Here is a 16,878-nt window from a genome sequence, read left to right as displayed (position 1 = left end):
GGCCTAATGTTGGCCCAAACCTTGGCGCTACCCTTGGGCCTACTCGTACTCCCTGTTTGAGCTCATCACACAACAGCCCGTCTTTTTATAGACTAGCTGTTGTGTACCAATCTTTTTAAGTTGTTTTCTGCCGGAATAAGTTTAGTCTCATATTCTTCAATTTTAAAATTTAACCTTTCCAGCGCTCTCTCCATTTCTTCAATGCGGGAAAGAAGTTTCTCCCGTTGCTCGATAAGAATTTGTTTTCTGGCCTCTATAGTTTTGTCGCCTTGCTGGAGCAGTGTAACATACTCGACCAGCGTTGCAACGTGAACACCTGCGCTGCGCATACATTTAATGAATTCAATCCACTTACAGTATTCCTCCGTATAATCCCGGATACCGCTTTCGTTGCGATTTACCCTGGGGATCAGGCCAATACGCTCATAGTAGCGGAGAGTATCCGGTGAAAGGCCAAATTTTTTGCTTACTTCTGCAATCGTCATGTAGTTTCACCACCAATGTCCAATATTATCTAATACTTTGAGTTAGCTCCAAGTTAAGGGTTTTAAAATAGTAGCACTATCCGTGCTACTATTTTTAAAAACGAAACTTCTAAATCAAGTTTGCCCTATATATTATGCCTCTTCTTCTATTTTAAGTTGCAAATACTATGATATCAAACCGAGTCTCTTAAGCCAGTCTGCAATATCTTTATCTGCTCTGTTAACATTGCTTCCTCGAATGGCTACACCGGGCAGTACCTTTGCGTTCGGGCAAAGTTTCTTGATATCGCGCTCACTGCTTCCCATTCCGCTGCCTTCATGTGTGCAAAATGGAACAATGGCCTTCCCCGCGAAATCATAAGACTCTAAAAATGTAAACACAGCCATCGGCATCGTTCCCCACCAATTGGGGTAGCCGAGGAAAATCACATCGTAAGAATTTATGTCGTCTAGCTTATTTGCAAGTTCTGGCCTGGCATTCTGCCTTTTTTCTTCCTTTGCTACTTCTATTGTTTCTGTATAATCTTCCGGATATGGCTTTACCGTTTTAATTTCGAACATATCACCACCAATAAGTTCGTGTATCTTCTTCGCTATTACCTCTGTATTTCCAATCGGCAGATTTAAAATACTGCCGCCTACATAAATATTTCCTCTGCGAGAAAAATAAGCGATAAGAATCTTTGAATACGGCAATTCCTACACTCCTTTCAAAATCACTGTTTTTCATTTACCCACTATATATCAAATTTAAGTGTGCCAAGCCATTTCACAGTTTCCGGATCATTATGCGATAAGAACAGGCTCTTTTTTGTGTCCAATGCTGCAATCTTTTCCACATCCTCTTGACTTAATTCAAAGTCGAATATGTCAATGTTTTCAATCATCCTCTCTTTGTGCACAGTTTTCGGGATTGTGACTATCCCTCTTTGAATCAGCCACCGCAAAATCACCTGTGCAACTGTTTTATTGTACTTTTTGGCTATAGATGCTAAAACTTCATTCTGAAAGATGTTGTTCCTGCCTTCTGCAAAAGGACCCCAGGCTTCTGGCTGTACATTATATTTCTTCATGAACTCGATGCTTTCTGTTTGCTGGCAGAACGGATGTATTTCTATCTGGTTCACAGCAGGAACCACCTCGTGGTGAACTATTAAATCCATCAAACGGTCTGGTTGGAAGTTGCTAACACCTATTGCTCTAATAAATCCTTCACGGTATAGTTCCTCCATAGCCCGCCAAGCACAATGCACATCACCAAAAGGTTGATGAATCAAATAAAGGTCGATATAGTCAAGCTGAAGCCTTTTAAGCGATTTTTCAAATGCTTTCTTGGTCGACTCGTAGCCTGCGTCTTGTATCCAGAGTTTTGTAGTAATAAATAGATCTTCTCTTTTTACTATACTTTCCTCAATTGCTCTCTTAATAGCCTTCCCAACCGCTTTTTCATTCATGTAAGCGGCTGCTGTATCGATCAACCGGTAACCCGCTTTGATAGCATCATAAACACACTGTTCGCACTGTTCAAGATCAGTGATCTGATAAACACCGTAGCCCAAAATGGGCATCTCAACGCCGTTGTTCAAAACTACCTTTTGCATGTTAACCCCTCCTACTGAATTAATTACATTGCCATACGCAGTATTTCTACAATATCTTCCTTTCGCAAAGGTGGATGACCTGGAAGTCTTCCTTCTTCATCCTGAAGCACTTTCAGCGTTTCTTCCGCATAACGGAAAAACATTTCCTCGGTAATTTCTCCAATGCCCAATTCTGGCAGACGCGTAGGACAACCTATAGAACGCAAAAACTCTTCAAACCTGTTAATGCTTTCTAAAGCCAAACTCAAATTGTCTTTGCCGATTGCTGACAGCCCAAATATGCGCTGAGCAAATTGGGCAAAACGTTCGGGACGGAATCTTGCAGCAAAGCGCATCCACGCCGGATTCACTACTGCCAGCCCTGCTCCATGAGGAATATCATACAGTGCAGAAAGTGTGTGTTCAATCTGATGCACTGGATAAGGAGCCTTAACCCCTGCTTGAACCCAACCGTTTAGCGCAACAATTGAAGCCCACTGCACTTGTGCACGTGCTTCTAAATCGCTTCCATTGCTAACTGCTTTTGGTCCCCACTCTAAAACTGTGAGTATAACTCCTTCAGCAAATCTATCTTGAATAGGAGTTCCGTCTATACCATTAAAATAACCTTCTGTTACATGCGTTATTATGTCACAAACACCATAAGCTGTATAAGCTTTAGGAACTGTTATGGTAAGTTCAGGATCTACAACAGCTACTTTAGGATATAGAACTTCAGTTTTAACAAATGTCTTTAGTTTTTCTTTTTCATCATCAATTGTTATTACAGCGCCGCAGTTCATCTCAGAGCCTGTTGCTGCAAGCGTTGGAACTGTTATAATTGGAAGAGCTCGCTCCGGAAGTCTGGGCGCTTTTCCTGCCCGTACAAGCATATCCTTAGGATCACCTTCATAAAGGACTGAGGCTGCAATTACTTTTGAGGCGTCCATGACGCTACCGCCACCCATACCTATAATCACATCACAAGCTTCTTTTTTTGCCAGTTCTGCAGCACGTACCACAGTTGACAGCCGTGGATTTGGCTCAACACCAGAGAATTCCACCACTGAAACAGCCGCTGTTTTCAAGCTGGATACCGCTCGGTCAAATGCTCCGCTTTTCTTTATACTTCCTCCACCAATGACAAGCAATGCTTTTTTACCATATTGACTAACTACTTTCCCTAACTGTTCTAATGAACCTGCACCAAAGATTAGTCGGGTTGGATTATAAAATTCAAATTCCATTATGGGTAACACCTCCAACACAAGTTTTTTGTGGCATTTATTCATATTAACGAATACTATAATTAAAAATTTTTCTCTCGAGCAAATAAAACGCACTTAAGCTGATATAAACAAAAAGATTTTTCTCATTTTGCATCAGTGAGTTCCATGTTAACTTTTTTAAGAAGAGAAGGAATTTCCAATCTTTGCGGACATTTATTAAGGCACTCACCGCACTCCTTGCAGAAAGACGCAGATGTCTTCTGCCCCTCAAACCATTTGTATATTCCTCTTCCACCTTCCCAATTTCCAAACACGACGGTTTCATTATACAGTTTGAAATTTTCAGGAATATCCACACCGCTTGGACACGGCATGCAGTAGCCACATCCTGTGCAGTTTATCACTGCAAAAGATCCCAGTGTTTTTCTCGCCTCCTCGATCAGTTTCAAGTCCTCTTCAGTCAAGTTATTTGGGATTACATTTTTCATGATTTCAACATTCTCTTTCACATGTTCCAAAGTGCTCATTCCACTTAGTATAACAGAAACCTCCGGAAAGTTTCCAAGCCATCCGAAACTCCACTCCACCGCAGACCAGTCTTTCCCACTTCTTTTGAGAATATCTTGCACTTTTTGTGGAAGTTTTGCTAGTTTTCCACCCTTCAATGGTTCCATTATTACTACTCCAAGTCCCTTGGAAGCAGCGTACTTTAACCCTCTCACTCCTGCCTGGTAGTTGACATCCATGTAATTTAGTTGGATTTGACAGAAATCCCATCCATCGTAGCCATCCACTATCTCTTTAAATGTGGGGTATTTGTCATGGAAGGAAAATCCTGCAAATCTTATTTTTCCTCGTGCTTTTGCTCTCTCAAAGAATTCGAAGAACCTCAAAGTTTTTATTTTTTCCCATCTTTCTTTGTTGAGAGCGTGCATAAGGTACATGTCCACATGGTCAGTTTGGAGTTTTTCCAGCTGTTCATCCAGAAATCTGTCAAAATCTTCGTGCTTTTCTACCTGCCATACGGGAGATTTAGTGGCAAGGAAAACTTTTTTCCTGTATCCATCCTTTAGCGCTTCCCCAACTAATTTTTCACTGTTTCCCCGATGGTATGGATATGCAGTGTCAACATAATTTACACCATGTTCGATGGCATATCTAATCATCTCTATTGCCTTTTCTTCATCGATCTGAGATACATCTTCCCCAACGATAGGAAGCCTCATAGCACCAAATCCCAGAATAGAAGTTTTTACACCCGTTTTCCCAAAATCGCTGTATTGCATTATCTTTTCCCCCCATTATCCACATTAGCATTAAAGTAATTGGTATTTTTTAATTTCATTTAAAGGATTTATCGATATGTCATTCTTTCTACCTCCTCCGGATATTGCCCACCCTGGATAGGAATTCTCTTCAGTAAATGTTATAGATACAGCACCTATATTTTCTTTGAGTCGTTCAGGTCTTGTTGTACCAGGAATTGGAACAATCCAAGGTTTTTGAGCTAAAAGCCAAGCTAAAGCTATTTGTGCAGGAGTTGCTTGCTTTCTGCGGGCAATTTCCTTTATGAAGTCAACAAGTGCAAGGTTTGCTCGTATTGCTTCAGGTTGAAAGCGAGGAATACTGCTACGTATATCTGTTGAATCAAATTGAGTTTTCTCATCTATAGTTCCTGTAAGAAATCCCTCCCCAAGCGGACTGTAAGGAACAAAACCAATACCCAATTCCTCACATGTTGGTAGTACTTCTTCCTCAGGCTTCCTTCACCATAGAGAATACTAACTTTGAACAGCGGTAACTGGACAACAGCATGAGCTCGGCGAATAGTTTTTGCACTTGCCTCCGACAATCCAAAGTATCTTACTTTCCCTTCCTGGATGAGATTCTTTACCGCTCCAGCCACGTTTTCAATGGGTACATTTGGATCCACACGGTGCTGGTAGTAAAGATCAATCGCGTCTATCCTGAGCCGCCTGAGAGAACCTTCTACAGCTTTTTTGATGTGCTCTGGTCGGCTGTTAAGTCCACTCCAACCCGGTCTTCCGTCAGGATATAAATCAAATTCCGGAAACATCAAAGCCAGATTTTCCCAGTTTTCGCTTTACCATAGATAACCCCCCTATGTTTTTACCTACAATTAGAGTATACTTGCTGGAGTTAACTCCAAGTCAATACCTTTTGTAGTATAAATCTTAGCAGCTATCCTGGGGCCTACTTCTAGCTTGCTTTTTTCTGCCGCCAATGGTGAGAATTCCCCAAAACTACTTTTCCACGCTCGCTTGGTACCATTGGAATTGGAAATGAGGTGATGCCAGATGGCCACTGAGATTACAGAAACCTCTTTGGAAAGATAGCGCAGCATAGTGAACAGGGTGCTAGAAAACCCTATCCATCCCGAAGACTGGACTTACAAGGACAGAGTAGAGCGGCAACCTTCCAGCACGAAATCGATACAATTGATTCAGTTGTATCCTTCCACAATGAAGGTGTTTTCCGCATTATCCTTACCGACCTGAAGAACTTTAAATTTCGGCATGGGTGACAAAGCTACCCGGGGTGATACCGCTGAAGAGGTCAGCTTTTGAAACCAGCTCGTTACTCTATTATTGGAAAGGTTTCAAAGGAAAATTGTTGGAGCCGGTTCAGAAAAAATACCCGTTGTAACTCAGCTCGAAATACAGCAGCAAATTCAGCACCTGTGCACGCTGCGCTTTACAGGAGAGTTGCAGGGTGGCTGGTTTGACGGGAGTGGCAACTGACGACATTTAGTAACTTAAATGGAGGTGAGATTATGGCCACCGAAAAAACATGAGAGGCGGAACGGCCAATAGAGGAAGCCATGATGTTTTCCGTCCTCCTTAAATGAGATTGATGAGTTTGAGTTTCAATTGGATGAGGAAGCCATAACGCTGGCGTTTGCCACCCAAAAGGGCAATGACAGCGAAGAACGCTTGGGTGACACTTACCGTTATCTTCATTATCTAAAGGCTCAGTTGGAACTCATAAACGCTGGATTGGGGACGCTGGGAGAACCACCAAACTTGGAACTTTACAATGATGTAGCTAGTCGGCTTAGTTTGTGGAGAGCCGTTGTCAACGCTGCGTTGGAACGAGTAAGTACGATTATCGCTGACTAGGCCAGCAAAACTTTTCATGCGAAAAAGTCCTGTCAGTTAAAAAAGGCTCATCGGAGCCTCTTATTTTTGTATCAATAATTTACGACACATAAGACGTTAGATTTTCCTATAAAGGAAGGAGATGGTTCTATGACCAAACGAGAAGTATTCAAAAGAGTACGAGACATCATCCTATATCTGGAGCATCAACAAACGCTACCTACAAAGACAACCTGCTCTGTGGTGGCTGTGAAAGAAGCTCCAGCTTCTTTTGTTTATGACCTTTCCTGCATTCACAGCCAGCTTCTCCACTCCAGGGACGACGTAGGCATTCTCCTGAACCGACTGAAGCAACTCATACATAACAAAGAGAGGTAATTACTGTAACAGCAAGCGTCAAGAGCGAACCAATCGGCATGGGAATAGGAGGTGTAATATGGAGTTTCAATCCCTCATAGGTATACTCAAAACGACAGTTTCAACGGAACCGGCAGCAACTGCCCAGCAGGTTTCAACGAACTAATCTTGAATTTCCCTCAAGTATCGGTTTCCTGATTACCATTAAAGCAGCCTAATCATTCATTGCAAGGGAGGTGTTTTCAAGATGTCGTTCGTTGATTGGGTCGAAGAAAAAGTCAATACCGAATTCGGCCCAGCAATTAAGCGATTTAATCCAGTAACAGGCGAGACTGCCTTTTTCGCTCCACACGGAGAGCAGATTGGCAAGTCGTTTATTGACCCGCTTGCGAAACGCACAATCAAGAAAAATACCACCAATGAGGTAGAAATCGCTCGAAAACTAGCACGGGAACAACTGAACCAATTCCCGCAGGAAGATGCCTTCGTTCAATACGTTAAAAGCAGTTTAGAAGAAGCTCAAACAGTGGAACGCATTGACAATTTGATGCGCCTTCTCTCTCAACATTTTATCACTAAAACCGCAAGCACGGTTACTGTTTCAAAATCTCAAAAGGAGGGGTCAAATATGCGAAATGAGATAAGAAAGCGTTACGAAACCGATGAGATATTCCGCAAGAAAGTTGACAAGGTTGCAAAACAATGGCAGGCATTGAGAGGCAGCAAAAACTCTCTGGAAAGCTACGTGGAAGTAGTTCTCCGTAACTACGAAGTAGCGAAATCTGTTGTTAAAGGGACATCCTTTGCCCTTTCAGACGATGAAATCCTTCAGGGACTCTTAGATTCTGTTAAGAAGGATGTTGTCCAGAAAAATTTCAGGCGAGCTACCGCTTTGCAGCGAGAGGTTGAAGAAGGAAGCTACGATTTGGAGCGCATCGGCCGTTTCCTCGAAGATACCTACGGGATAAAACGTCCACCGTTTACTCCTGATGATTTTGCAAGACTGTCTAAGGACAATAAGGAACATTACGAACCCTACCCGTCAAGTATGTATCGCGCAGTAACGCTGCAAGCAAAAGATTTGCAAGGACGGTTAAGCCAATGGTTGAAGGAATTACCAAACGCTCTCAGCTATCGTGACCAACTCACCTCCACCGCAAAGGAAAGGATTGCTAAACAGCTAACCGATATTCTCTCCATGCTGATGACCGTAGATACTTTGGATGATGCCACAGTCGATAAGGTTTCTACGCCCACCCGAAAACGTGACAGTGCCACATACACGCAGATGGAGATGGAAGAGTTCTTCAAGAGAGGCCAAGAGCTTGCCAGCAATTGGTACACCTTCGTTAAGAGAGTTCAGGCTTCCGTAGAAAAGGAGAAGTCCGAAAGAAGTTACCTCTCCGGAGACTTGAAAATTTTGTCCAACGTGGCACGCTGGCAGTATCCTAACAACCTTCAACCGGATATTGAAAAGCGTGACGATAGCGGTTTCTGGAGCGGTGTTTTTAGAGCATTACCACCTTCTCACGAACTCAACAGGCTGATTAACCAAAAAATCTTTAACGAGTAACCGAAAGGAGATGAATATGATGCTACCCATTTTCTACTGGATTAAGTGGAATGACCTTATGAAAGATGAACTGGCTGAGAAGTTGTCTCAAACCTGTTTTGGAAATTTCGGGTATGACTTTCTCTGCGCCTTTGGAGATAACGAATGGCAAGCTTTACGTCACTGTCCATTGGGAATGCAATGCTGCGAAGCAACTTACCATTACGAGTTAGTACCTCAACATATAAAAAAGCAACTGGAATATGCTGGATAAGACTTTCTCCTCCGAAGAAAAAAAGTTGCTCTCTATAAAGTTCCGTTGGTATAACCTAAAATTTTATCCATTAAAAGAAGCTAAGGAGGTGAGATAATGCCTCTACCTAAAAGAGGAACACCTGAATATGAAGTATGGCGTAATTCTCCAGCCTATGAAGAGTGGCGAAAAAAGACAAGTCAAGTAGTAAGGAGCCTCTGGCAAGACCCTAACTCAAAATTACGTCAAAAATTGCAGTCCGATGAATATAGAGAGAAAAAACGCCATTTTTTGAAAGCGCAATGGCAAGACCCTAACTCAAAAATTCGTCGCGCTTGTCAGTCGGAAGAATTCCGGAAAAAAGTAAGTCGCGGGGTAAAAGCAGCGTTGAACGACCCGGATATAAAATCACGACAAATCGAGGGCGTAAAGCGAGCTTGGGAAAATCCGGAGATTAGAGAAAAGTATCTGAACTACCTCCGTGACCCAGAAGCTAACCAAGAACGCAGGAAACGCATTTCTGAAGGAATGCGAAAAAGCTCAAAACGTATTGGCAGACCACCTAGGGATGGTGATAAAGAATGTTCTGGCTGATATGGTCACTGATAACTCTATCTGTAATCGGAATCGGCTATCTTTATTTGAAAAGAAACAAAATCGTATTTTAGCACATGAAAATATCGTTGGATTAACGTTTATAAGCCTCTATGCACCTAGGAACTTTTTTCATCAACTATTTTTATACGTGAAAAGAAAAACCAACTTAATTTAAGGAGGTTCGATAACTATGCAACGAGAGCCCTTCTATACAAAGGACTTGCACTTCGCTGCTTACTTAATGTTAAACGGTTATGAACCAGAAATCAAAATTCCATACTTTAAGGCAAGAAGGGCGATATTCCTTTACCCAGATGCTGACTTCTCCACCCTTCGGGACTTGCGGACGAAGTTTGAGGGTGATAAAAACCTGACCGTCAACCTATTTGAATACGTGAGAGCGATGCGAGAGTTAGGAGACCGCATTAACTACATTAAACGAGAGACATTGAAGAAGGAGGCTGGTCAAAATGAACACAGCGAGGGCGTTGGAATGTAACGTTCAGGATAACTTGCTGCAGCTACTTTCACCACTATCAATGGAAGACCTGAAACGAAGCGGACTAAATGAAGAAACCATTAAGAAGATGAACGTTAGGGATGCCACAGACGTTGAAAGGAACTTGACTCCATTCCCGCAAAGCACAGGTTACGTTATTCCTTACCTCAACAAAGATGGAAGTGCCATTTATGACCGGCTTGTTACTGGTGAGAAAGAAGAAATACCCTTCTTCCGTATTCGCTACCATCAACCGACGGTCAATTCAGAAGGAAAACAGATTAAATACGCTCAACCAAAGGATACTGGAGTTCACGTTTATGTACTACCGGAAATATGGAAGATAGCCAAAGATACATCTAAACCGCTTGTTATAGTGGAGGGCGAAAAAAAGGCTGCTAAAGCAGTACAGGAAGGCATTCCCGCTATTGCTCTTGGCGGTGTTAATAATGTCAAGCACGGTAAGTACAGAATTAAGCCTAACGAAATTGAAGAAAGCAAAAGAGGCTTTATCACTTTTACGATAAAGGATGCTGATGCTATCCAGTTGCTGGAAGAAAATGTGGCTCCAGAACTTCTTGAGTTTGACTGGAGACAGCGGACAGTATACATCGTCTTTGACAGCGATTCAGCAAGTGGCTTTCCAGTCAAAGAGCAAGTTCAGCAAGCAGCCTTTGATTTCGCCTTCTGGTTGTTCAAACGTGGTGCTGATGTAAAACAGGTAATTCTACCTCATCCGGAAAAGGAAGGAGAAAAGATTGGACTGGATGACTTCTTGCTGACTCACACCGCTGATGATTTTTGGGAATTGGCTAAACAGGCTCGTTTTCCGATACAACCGCAACTGCGAAGCTGGTTGCAAAGGCACCTAAGAAAACGAGGTCTAAACCGGGACGATTACGAAATGGCAGCTACGGCAATAGTAGCCGACCTTGATTATGAAGGACGACGTTATCGTGATGAAGCGGATAACAGAAAATTCTACTATTTTGACGGGAAAGATAAACTTCTTTACGAAGTAGACTGGACTGAAAATGCGAATGCTTTCCGGGTTGGAGAGTTTGCGGAGTTAATCACAGCTAAATACGGTATTGGAACCGCTGATAGAGAAGTCATAAATCGTCTGTCAACAGCTTTCATACAGGGCTGCCCTCGTGTGAGGACTCGCAGGGTCTCATACGTAAGCGAACCACCAAAAGTATCAACGGATACCTTATACGTTCAGCTTAGCGATTCGGCAGTTGCAAAGGTAACTAAAGATGCTATCACTTTGGAGGATAATGGCGTTGACGGAGTGCTGTTTAAGAAAGGAATTGTTAAGCCGGTTAAGATAGACTTCCAAAACCTGCCATCACGACCAAAACGGTTATGGCGTCAGGTAGTGAACACTCTCAATCTTGACAATCATTCTATTTTTACGGACGAAGAACAAAGAGCACTGCTTGAAGTCCTTTGTTACCTCTCCCCTCTTTTCCGGGACTGGAGAGGATTGGAGTTGCCAGTTGAAATGGCTATTGGTGAAGCTGGTTCAGGTAAATCTCGTTTTTACTATGTTCGGACAGGAGTTCTTGTTGGAGAGATAGGCGTCGGAGTCACTCCAAGGGATATTCAAGAGTTGCGAACTTTCCTTGCCAGTGCTCGTGGGATTTACGTTTTTGATAACGTCAGACCAGGTAGCCTGAGAAATTACCGGGAACAGTTTGAAGAGGAAATCGCAAGGGCGGTTACGCTTAAGAAAATCCAATATCGTCCGCTCTACTCTAACACGGATGTGACAATTAAGACAGACTGCACTTTCGCTATTACTGCTACCCGTTTACCTATCCACGCTTCAGATTTGATGGAGAGGTCGTTGGTTTTTCGATTCAAAAAGATACCGGAAGGACAAAAAGTAGATGACTGGGAGTGGAAGGTTCTTTATGATACGCCGGGAAGAGAAGCCTTGCTCTCCGATATGCTCGTTGCCGCTCAACGTTTCTTCCAGCTTGTGGACACGAAATTTGAAGCCTACCGACGTAAGAGTATACGTCTTGAAGGCTTTGAGAGAGCGTTGCTGCTTATGGCAGAAGCTCTTGATGAAAGCAGGCAGCTACTTTCCACAATGGAATCAGTGGTTGATAAGCTGCCACAGGTGATACGGGAAACACAATACCAAGCCGATAACGCATTGATGGTGCTGAGAGAATTTGCAGTACGAAGAAGGCAGGAAGTAGAAGCAGGACAAAAGAAACCTATCTTCCAGCTTAGAGAAATTACTGATTGGGTACTCGCTAACTCCAATGGCCCAAGCACCATACCTTATCCCTTCCATAATCCGCAGGAACTCGCTGGTTACATTCGGGAGCAGGAGGAGCTGGTAGCAGAAGTTACTGGAATTCGAGTTCACCGAAGAGACCAGAACACTACCTATTATACCTGCTAAAAACGTTCTCTCGTTTAAGCTCAGCTAAGCGATAATGCTTGGCTGGGCTTTTCTGTTGGTTCTCACACCTAGCTTTGCTAGCATCGAAGCTAGCTAAGCTAGCACGAAGCTAGCAATCGAAAATCCAATAAAATCAATAGTTTGCAGCGTTTTTGCTAGCTTTTTTAGCTTTTTTAGCATATCTCTTTATATGGAATTTTTTAAGAGAGGTGTTTATAAAAACTATATATAGAGATATACCCAAAAACCTAATATAGCTAGGCGCGAATCGTAAAATACTTGCAAATAGTATATTTGCCGTTGTTAGCTTCGAGCTAGCGGGTGCTAGCCCTAAGCTAGCAAAGCTAACAATAAGCTCTTCTGAAATGCTGCTACTTCCACCTCTTCCGAAGTAAAAAAGTTCCTCCCTATAAAGTTCCTGTCAAGCCATTTATAATTTAATCATTAACAGTAAATGGTAGGTGATTGATTAAATGAGCTTGACGAGTAATGATGTTCAACGCAAGAAAGCTGAAGAAGCACTCAAACGCTGGATGGAGAAGTGGAAGAGTCTTGAAGGAAAGTGGTTCCATATCCTTGACGAAGATTGTTATACAGTTGACCGCCAAGGGCATGTTCTTAGTTATCTTGGTGACGGATATTACGTCATTCAGTACTACGATTTTCTAATGGGAGCTCCCTCTAATATTTCAGTAGTGCACATCAGTGAGATGGCCGAGCCTCTGCACAGTCCATCAAAGCGGTGGGTGTTTTATGAAACAGCCGAAGATATGAGAGACGCCTATGAGTGTAACTACTCAAAGAAACCGCCTGAGCGTACAACATAGAATTTGTGGAGGTGATTACTATGCCCTACCCTGTTCTTAAAATAAGCGACTGCGACTCTACCTCTTATCAAAGGTTTGAAACATACAAGCAAGTATGTTACAAAAACAGTCTTCCAATGATTATTGTAGATTTCCAGACGGAACACAACTACTGCGAAGTTACCCTTGACCTCTCATCCACCGGACTAAAATTTCTCCCATCCGAGATGAAGGCTCTGGAAAGAATTAGCAAGCGTCACGGATGGCTTGCCTGTGTTGACATTACACCTACGAAGGCAAGATTCTTATACAGTAACTGGAGTGACCCATCAGAACAGGAAGACTATAGCTTCCTTCTGGAAGACATTTTGAAGTGGGTGGATAAAAACATACCTCGTTCTTCCATTTTTACTATTCTTACCGCTCCGGTTTATGCTACCATTCAAGTATCCGTTGGCTGAAAAACCGTAAAGCTCAGCAGCGTATCGAAGCTAAATTGATGGAATTCCGTCCTCGTAAGTAACCTCCTCTTCCTTATCCGGTATTGTTTTCTGACGGTGAGCCTTAAAAACAGGCTCTTTTTTCTTGTAAAGTTTTCGACATTATCCGACAAAAAATCTGGTTCCCCTCTTTTATTCATGACTGACCTATACTATAATATAATCATAAAATGTTAAAATTTTCCAACAAGGAAAGGAGATGATTCTATGACCAAACGAGAAACACTCAAAAGAGTACGTGACATCATCCGATGTCTGGAACACCAACAAACCCTACCTACAGATACCTGTTCTGTGGTAGCTGCAAAGAAGCTGGAGATGCTCGTGAAAGAGGCTCCAGCTTCTCTCGTTTATGAGCTTTCCTGCATTCACAGCCAGCTTATCCACTCCGGAGAGGACGTAGGCACTGTCCTGAACCGACTGAAACGACTCCTACATAACGAGGGGAGGTGATTACCGTGGCACCAAGAACCAAGAGCGAGCCGGTTGAACCCAAGCAGTCTTTAGTAATCCCAGCAGGTAATACCCCACCGGAATTGCAAGCATTACGGTCAAAAAGAGATGCTTTCCGTGCTAACCTCCAGTACGCTATCAGGCAGGAGGAAGTTTACCGCAAGAAGTTTGAAGCTGGCGACGAACTGGCAGAACTGAAGATGCTGGAACAAAGGCTACGGGTTGACTGGTACTCAAAAAAGATTGCCGAAGTAGAACAGGAAATCCAGCGATACTATCTCAAGCGTAAAGCGGAAAAGAAAGAACCGGAACCTGAACAAGAAAAAGCCAAAAAGGAAGGCGTTGCGTAAAGAAAAGCGTGGCGCCTTCTGGTTTTTCTCTCTTGCAAACCAATTATACGACTCTATGCCCTACGGAACTTTTTTCATCAATATTTTTATACTCCTACGGTTATTAGCAACTTTCTTGGGAGGTGATACCATGACGAAAATACGTACCTGCAAGACCTGCCCTCTCTACAGTAGAGAGCTTTCCCGCTGCCGGGTGGGTTTCGTTAACCCCTCTACCAAACAGGCTACAGAAAAGACAGCAGCTACTTACGGTGGCAATTACGTCTGTCACTACAACCGTTGGAAGAATTCTGGTGCATTAAAGTATCAGCTTTATCTATAAGTAGCCCAACCCACCTCGATTTACTTTCCGTAGTTGGCTTTCGTGATAGACTTTGATATAATTTCTATCAGAATACATCAAGTTGATTGAGGTGGGTTATATGGCTCCTAAGAAAGCGGAACCACGTACTAAATTAGTAAGCGTTACCTTTACCGAAGACGAATACGAAGCCGTTAAGAAGGCAGCGTTGATGACCGACCGTAGTCTGGCTGCCCTTGTCCGGTGGGCTGCGATAAAGTACCTTAGAGAGGTGGACCTGCTTCCAAGCGGAGAAGAATTCGGGAAGGAGAAAGTAGATGATGAAAAGTTGGTATAAATTTGTTATCCCGGTAGTGATAGTTGCCGTTGTTGCCAGTGGATACTTGATTTTTTCCAAGCCTGAGATAACAAAACAGCCAGCAAAAAATAATCAGGTTCAGGAAGTAGTTGAAGGATACATTTATGATGAACAAACTGGACGGTATACTAACAAAACTACCGGTGTTTGGTATATCGTTAAGGACGGATATAAGGTAATACCACCCGAAGAATATTTCCCTAAAGAAGTAGTCATACCTGAAGGTATCAACATCTCAGAGCGACCTAATGATGTATGGGAGCTAAAAGAGGTACGGGAGATAACCATTCAATCAGGAGATACGTTGGTTGACATTATCAACCCGTACTTTATGAATGAGCATTTCAGAATGAATTATGAATGGTATGCCAAACAGGTTTTGAAACTTAACAACATTACCGACCCTCACTTTATCAAGGCGCTAGACACATTGAAAATACCAATTTATATCGATAAAGAAGCTAAGTAGTTGCTGGTTTATCGTTTTGACAAAGGTGTAGCTGCTCTTCCCTATTAGAAGGGTGTGGAGACGTATTTTGGAACACTAGGTGTTTTAGTTTGGTTTTTATGGAAAGGGAGGAAAGATAGTTGATCCTGTTATTATCTATTTTGTTACTTCTGGCCACTTTTTCGACCAAACTGATCTCTCGATTCGGCGTTCCCGGTTTAGTGATTTTTTTGGGCTTGGGAATGCTTTTCGGGAGCGATGGCCTTAACCTAATATATTTTGATGACCCTTTACTAGCCCAGCGGATAGCCAATGTAGCCCTCATTATTATCCTTTTTGAAGGTGGCTTTAATACCAAAAGAGAGGAATTACAGTCGTCCTTCAAACCAGCTTTTACCTTGGCGACGGTAGGTGTCTTTATTACCGCCGTAACTCTAGGACTGGCCACCCACTACATCGTTGGGCTCAGCCTCGAGGCCTCCCTACTGGTAGGGGCCATCGTTTCTTCCACCGATGCTGCAGCAGTTTTTTCTATTTTTCGCAATAAGAGCATTCAGCCCAAACTGGCCACCACCCTGAAAGCCGAATCTGCCTCCAACGATCCAATGGCCATTATCCTGACCATAGATCTGCTCGACTATATGAAGAATACAAATTTCAACCTTTTTCCCTTTATCGCTCACTTAATGTGGCAGATTGTGGCCGGAATTGGTGTGGGGTACTTGTTCGGTAAGCTTGGACCCTATCTCTTTAACCGGGCCCGCCTTGAATCGGGTGGTTATTACTATGTTTTGAGTCTCGGTTTCTGCTATTTGAGCTTCGGAGTAGCGGAGATAATCAAAGCCAACGGCTTCCTTGCTGTATTCATAGCTGGTTATTTGCTGGGGAACAGCAAGTTCGTCTACAAGCAGGGAATAGCCCGCTTCCTAGAAGGCACCTCCACTTTCTGCAACATCATTCTCTTTCTAATGCTGGGGCTGCTGGTCTTTCCTTCGCAACTTCCCGCCTTTATCAAGGAGGGGGTGTTTATTGCTCTGCTGCTAATGCTAGTGGCACGGCCGACAGCGGTCTTTTTAACGACACTGTTCTGGGATTACAACCTCAAGGAAAAATTATTCCTCTGTTGGGGAGGTATAAGGGGCGCAGTCCCCATTGTACTGGCCACTTACCCCTACGTTGCAGGAGTCGACCACAGCAACTATTTTTTTAACGTCGTGTTCTTCATCGTTTTACTAACAGCCTTAATCCAGGGGGCATCCCTCGACATTTTAGCCCACAAGCTCAAGTTATTTGCTGGAACCAAAAAGACTTCTCCCCATTCCCTGGAGTTAATCTCCACGGAAAATACCAAATGCGAGTTGTTGGAGTTTGAAGTGGAAAAAGGGTCTTCTTTGATCGGTAAGCGTTTGGAGCATATCCCTCTACCAAAGACCACGCTGGTTACTGCCATTGTAAGACATGACGATATAGTACCTCCCAGGGGTGACACGGAGATCCAGGAGGGAGATATCTTATTTATCCTGACCTACCAGGAAGATAAAGAGCACCTGATAGCTCTGCTGGAGTAGC

21 protein-coding genes are annotated in these 16,878 nt (G+C 43.1%); 13 read left to right on the top strand and 8 right to left on the bottom strand.

What is annotated here, in order from left to right; all coding sequences use genetic code 11:
* Positions 1 to 92 precede the first annotated feature (92 nt).
* The 8 genes from CALPO_RS0106770 to CALPO_RS14640 all read right to left on the bottom strand — a co-directional run bounded on the left by CALPO_RS0106770 (position 93) and on the right by CALPO_RS14640 (position 5,620).
* Positions 93 to 485 carry a MerR family transcriptional regulator gene (locus tag CALPO_RS0106770; RefSeq protein ID WP_026486650.1) on the bottom strand — a complete coding sequence of 131 codons (393 nt, stop codon included), beginning with the start codon at positions 483 to 485 and terminating at the stop codon, positions 93 to 95.
* A gap of 165 nt (positions 486 to 650) precedes the next feature.
* Complete coding sequence (locus CALPO_RS13450) at positions 651 to 1,181, bottom strand: flavodoxin (RefSeq protein WP_026486649.1); 531 nt, start codon at positions 1,179 to 1,181, stop codon at positions 651 to 653.
* 41 nt (positions 1,182 to 1,222) lie between these two features.
* Positions 1,223 to 2,086 (bottom strand): aldo/keto reductase, encoded by an 864-nt coding sequence (locus CALPO_RS0106760; RefSeq protein WP_026486648.1) that lies wholly within the window; start codon positions 2,084 to 2,086, stop codon positions 1,223 to 1,225.
* Positions 2,087 to 2,109: 23 nt separating this feature from the next.
* The gene (locus CALPO_RS0106755; protein ID WP_035172662.1) at positions 2,110 to 3,315 is read right to left on the bottom strand and encodes an iron-containing alcohol dehydrogenase; all 1,206 of its coding nucleotides are present in this window, start codon (positions 3,313 to 3,315) and stop codon (positions 2,110 to 2,112) included.
* Between the two features lie 122 nt (positions 3,316 to 3,437).
* Complete coding sequence (locus CALPO_RS0106750) at positions 3,438 to 4,580, bottom strand: aldo/keto reductase (RefSeq protein WP_026486646.1); 1,143 nt, start codon at positions 4,578 to 4,580, stop codon at positions 3,438 to 3,440.
* 30 nt (positions 4,581 to 4,610) lie between these two features.
* Positions 4,611 to 5,021, bottom strand: coding sequence for an aldo/keto reductase (locus CALPO_RS15345; RefSeq protein WP_026486645.1), 411 nt, complete (start codon positions 5,019 to 5,021; stop codon positions 4,611 to 4,613).
* On the bottom strand, positions 4,961 to 5,371 hold the full coding sequence (locus CALPO_RS15340; RefSeq protein ID WP_281172778.1) for an aldo/keto reductase: 411 nt from the start codon (positions 5,369 to 5,371) through the stop codon (positions 4,961 to 4,963). The genes CALPO_RS15345 and CALPO_RS15340 overlap by 61 nt, the downstream gene beginning before the upstream one ends.
* Before the next feature lie 63 nt (positions 5,372 to 5,434).
* Complete coding sequence (locus CALPO_RS14640) at positions 5,435 to 5,620, bottom strand: hypothetical protein (RefSeq protein WP_156940155.1); 186 nt, start codon at positions 5,618 to 5,620, stop codon at positions 5,435 to 5,437.
* A 565-nt stretch (positions 5,621 to 6,185) separates the two neighbouring features.
* On the opposite strand from CALPO_RS14640, the gene CALPO_RS0106730 reads away from it, so the two are divergent.
* The 13 genes from CALPO_RS0106730 (at position 6,186) to CALPO_RS0106660 (ending at position 16,877) form a co-directional block, all read left to right on the top strand.
* Positions 6,186 to 6,434: a hypothetical protein gene (locus CALPO_RS0106730; protein ID WP_026486644.1), complete on the top strand. Its 249-nt coding sequence runs from the start codon at positions 6,186 to 6,188 to the stop codon at positions 6,432 to 6,434.
* A gap of 583 nt (positions 6,435 to 7,017) precedes the next feature.
* Positions 7,018 to 8,343, top strand: a complete 1,326-nt coding sequence (locus CALPO_RS0106715; protein WP_026486642.1) for a hypothetical protein — start codon at positions 7,018 to 7,020, stop codon at positions 8,341 to 8,343.
* A gap of 16 nt (positions 8,344 to 8,359) precedes the next feature.
* Entirely contained in the window at positions 8,360 to 8,596 is a 237-nt protein-coding gene (locus CALPO_RS0106710; RefSeq protein WP_156940154.1) for a hypothetical protein, read from the top strand.
* 96 nt (positions 8,597 to 8,692) lie between these two features.
* On the top strand, positions 8,693 to 9,169 hold the full coding sequence (locus tag CALPO_RS0106705; protein ID WP_026486641.1) for a hypothetical protein: 477 nt from the start codon (positions 8,693 to 8,695) through the stop codon (positions 9,167 to 9,169).
* A 193-nt stretch (positions 9,170 to 9,362) separates the two neighbouring features.
* Positions 9,363 to 9,671, top strand: coding sequence for a hypothetical protein (locus CALPO_RS0106700; protein ID WP_022587831.1), 309 nt, complete (start codon positions 9,363 to 9,365; stop codon positions 9,669 to 9,671).
* Entirely contained in the window at positions 9,643 to 12,093 is a 2,451-nt protein-coding gene (locus CALPO_RS0106695; RefSeq protein ID WP_026486640.1) for a DUF3854 domain-containing protein, read from the top strand. Before CALPO_RS0106700 ends, CALPO_RS0106695 begins: the two co-directional genes overlap by 29 nt.
* 473 nt (positions 12,094 to 12,566) lie before the next feature.
* A complete protein-coding gene (locus tag CALPO_RS0106690; RefSeq protein ID WP_026486639.1) occupies positions 12,567 to 12,920 on the top strand; it encodes a hypothetical protein in 354 nt (117 codons plus the stop codon).
* A 20-nt stretch (positions 12,921 to 12,940) separates the two neighbouring features.
* Positions 12,941 to 13,360, top strand: coding sequence for a hypothetical protein (locus CALPO_RS0106685; protein ID WP_026486638.1), 420 nt, complete (start codon positions 12,941 to 12,943; stop codon positions 13,358 to 13,360).
* Positions 13,361 to 13,857: 497 nt separating this feature from the next.
* Positions 13,858 to 14,202, top strand: a complete 345-nt coding sequence (locus tag CALPO_RS14190; RefSeq protein WP_051585893.1) for a hypothetical protein — start codon at positions 13,858 to 13,860, stop codon at positions 14,200 to 14,202.
* Positions 14,203 to 14,332: 130 nt separating this feature from the next.
* Positions 14,333 to 14,524, top strand: coding sequence for a hypothetical protein (locus tag CALPO_RS14635; RefSeq protein ID WP_156940153.1), 192 nt, complete (start codon positions 14,333 to 14,335; stop codon positions 14,522 to 14,524).
* A 190-nt stretch (positions 14,525 to 14,714) separates the two neighbouring features.
* Positions 14,715 to 14,840 carry a hypothetical protein gene (locus CALPO_RS15080; RefSeq protein WP_281172748.1) on the top strand — a complete coding sequence of 42 codons (126 nt, stop codon included), beginning with the start codon at positions 14,715 to 14,717 and terminating at the stop codon, positions 14,838 to 14,840.
* Positions 14,821 to 15,330 (top strand): OCRE domain-containing protein, encoded by a 510-nt coding sequence (locus CALPO_RS0106665; protein WP_026486635.1) that lies wholly within the window; start codon positions 14,821 to 14,823, stop codon positions 15,328 to 15,330. Before CALPO_RS15080 ends, CALPO_RS0106665 begins: the two co-directional genes overlap by 20 nt.
* A 119-nt stretch (positions 15,331 to 15,449) precedes the next feature.
* Positions 15,450 to 16,877 (top strand): potassium/proton antiporter, encoded by a 1,428-nt coding sequence (locus CALPO_RS0106660; protein WP_026486634.1) that lies wholly within the window; start codon positions 15,450 to 15,452, stop codon positions 16,875 to 16,877.
* Position 16,878 lies beyond the last annotated feature (1 nt).

The organism is Caldanaerobius polysaccharolyticus DSM 13641 (assembly GCF_000427425.1).
Lineage (GTDB): Bacteria > Bacillota > Thermoanaerobacteria > Thermoanaerobacterales > Caldanaerobiaceae > Caldanaerobius > Caldanaerobius polysaccharolyticus.
Note: the sequence above shows the minus strand (reverse complement) of the source record. Positions and strands in the feature narration are given on the sequence as shown.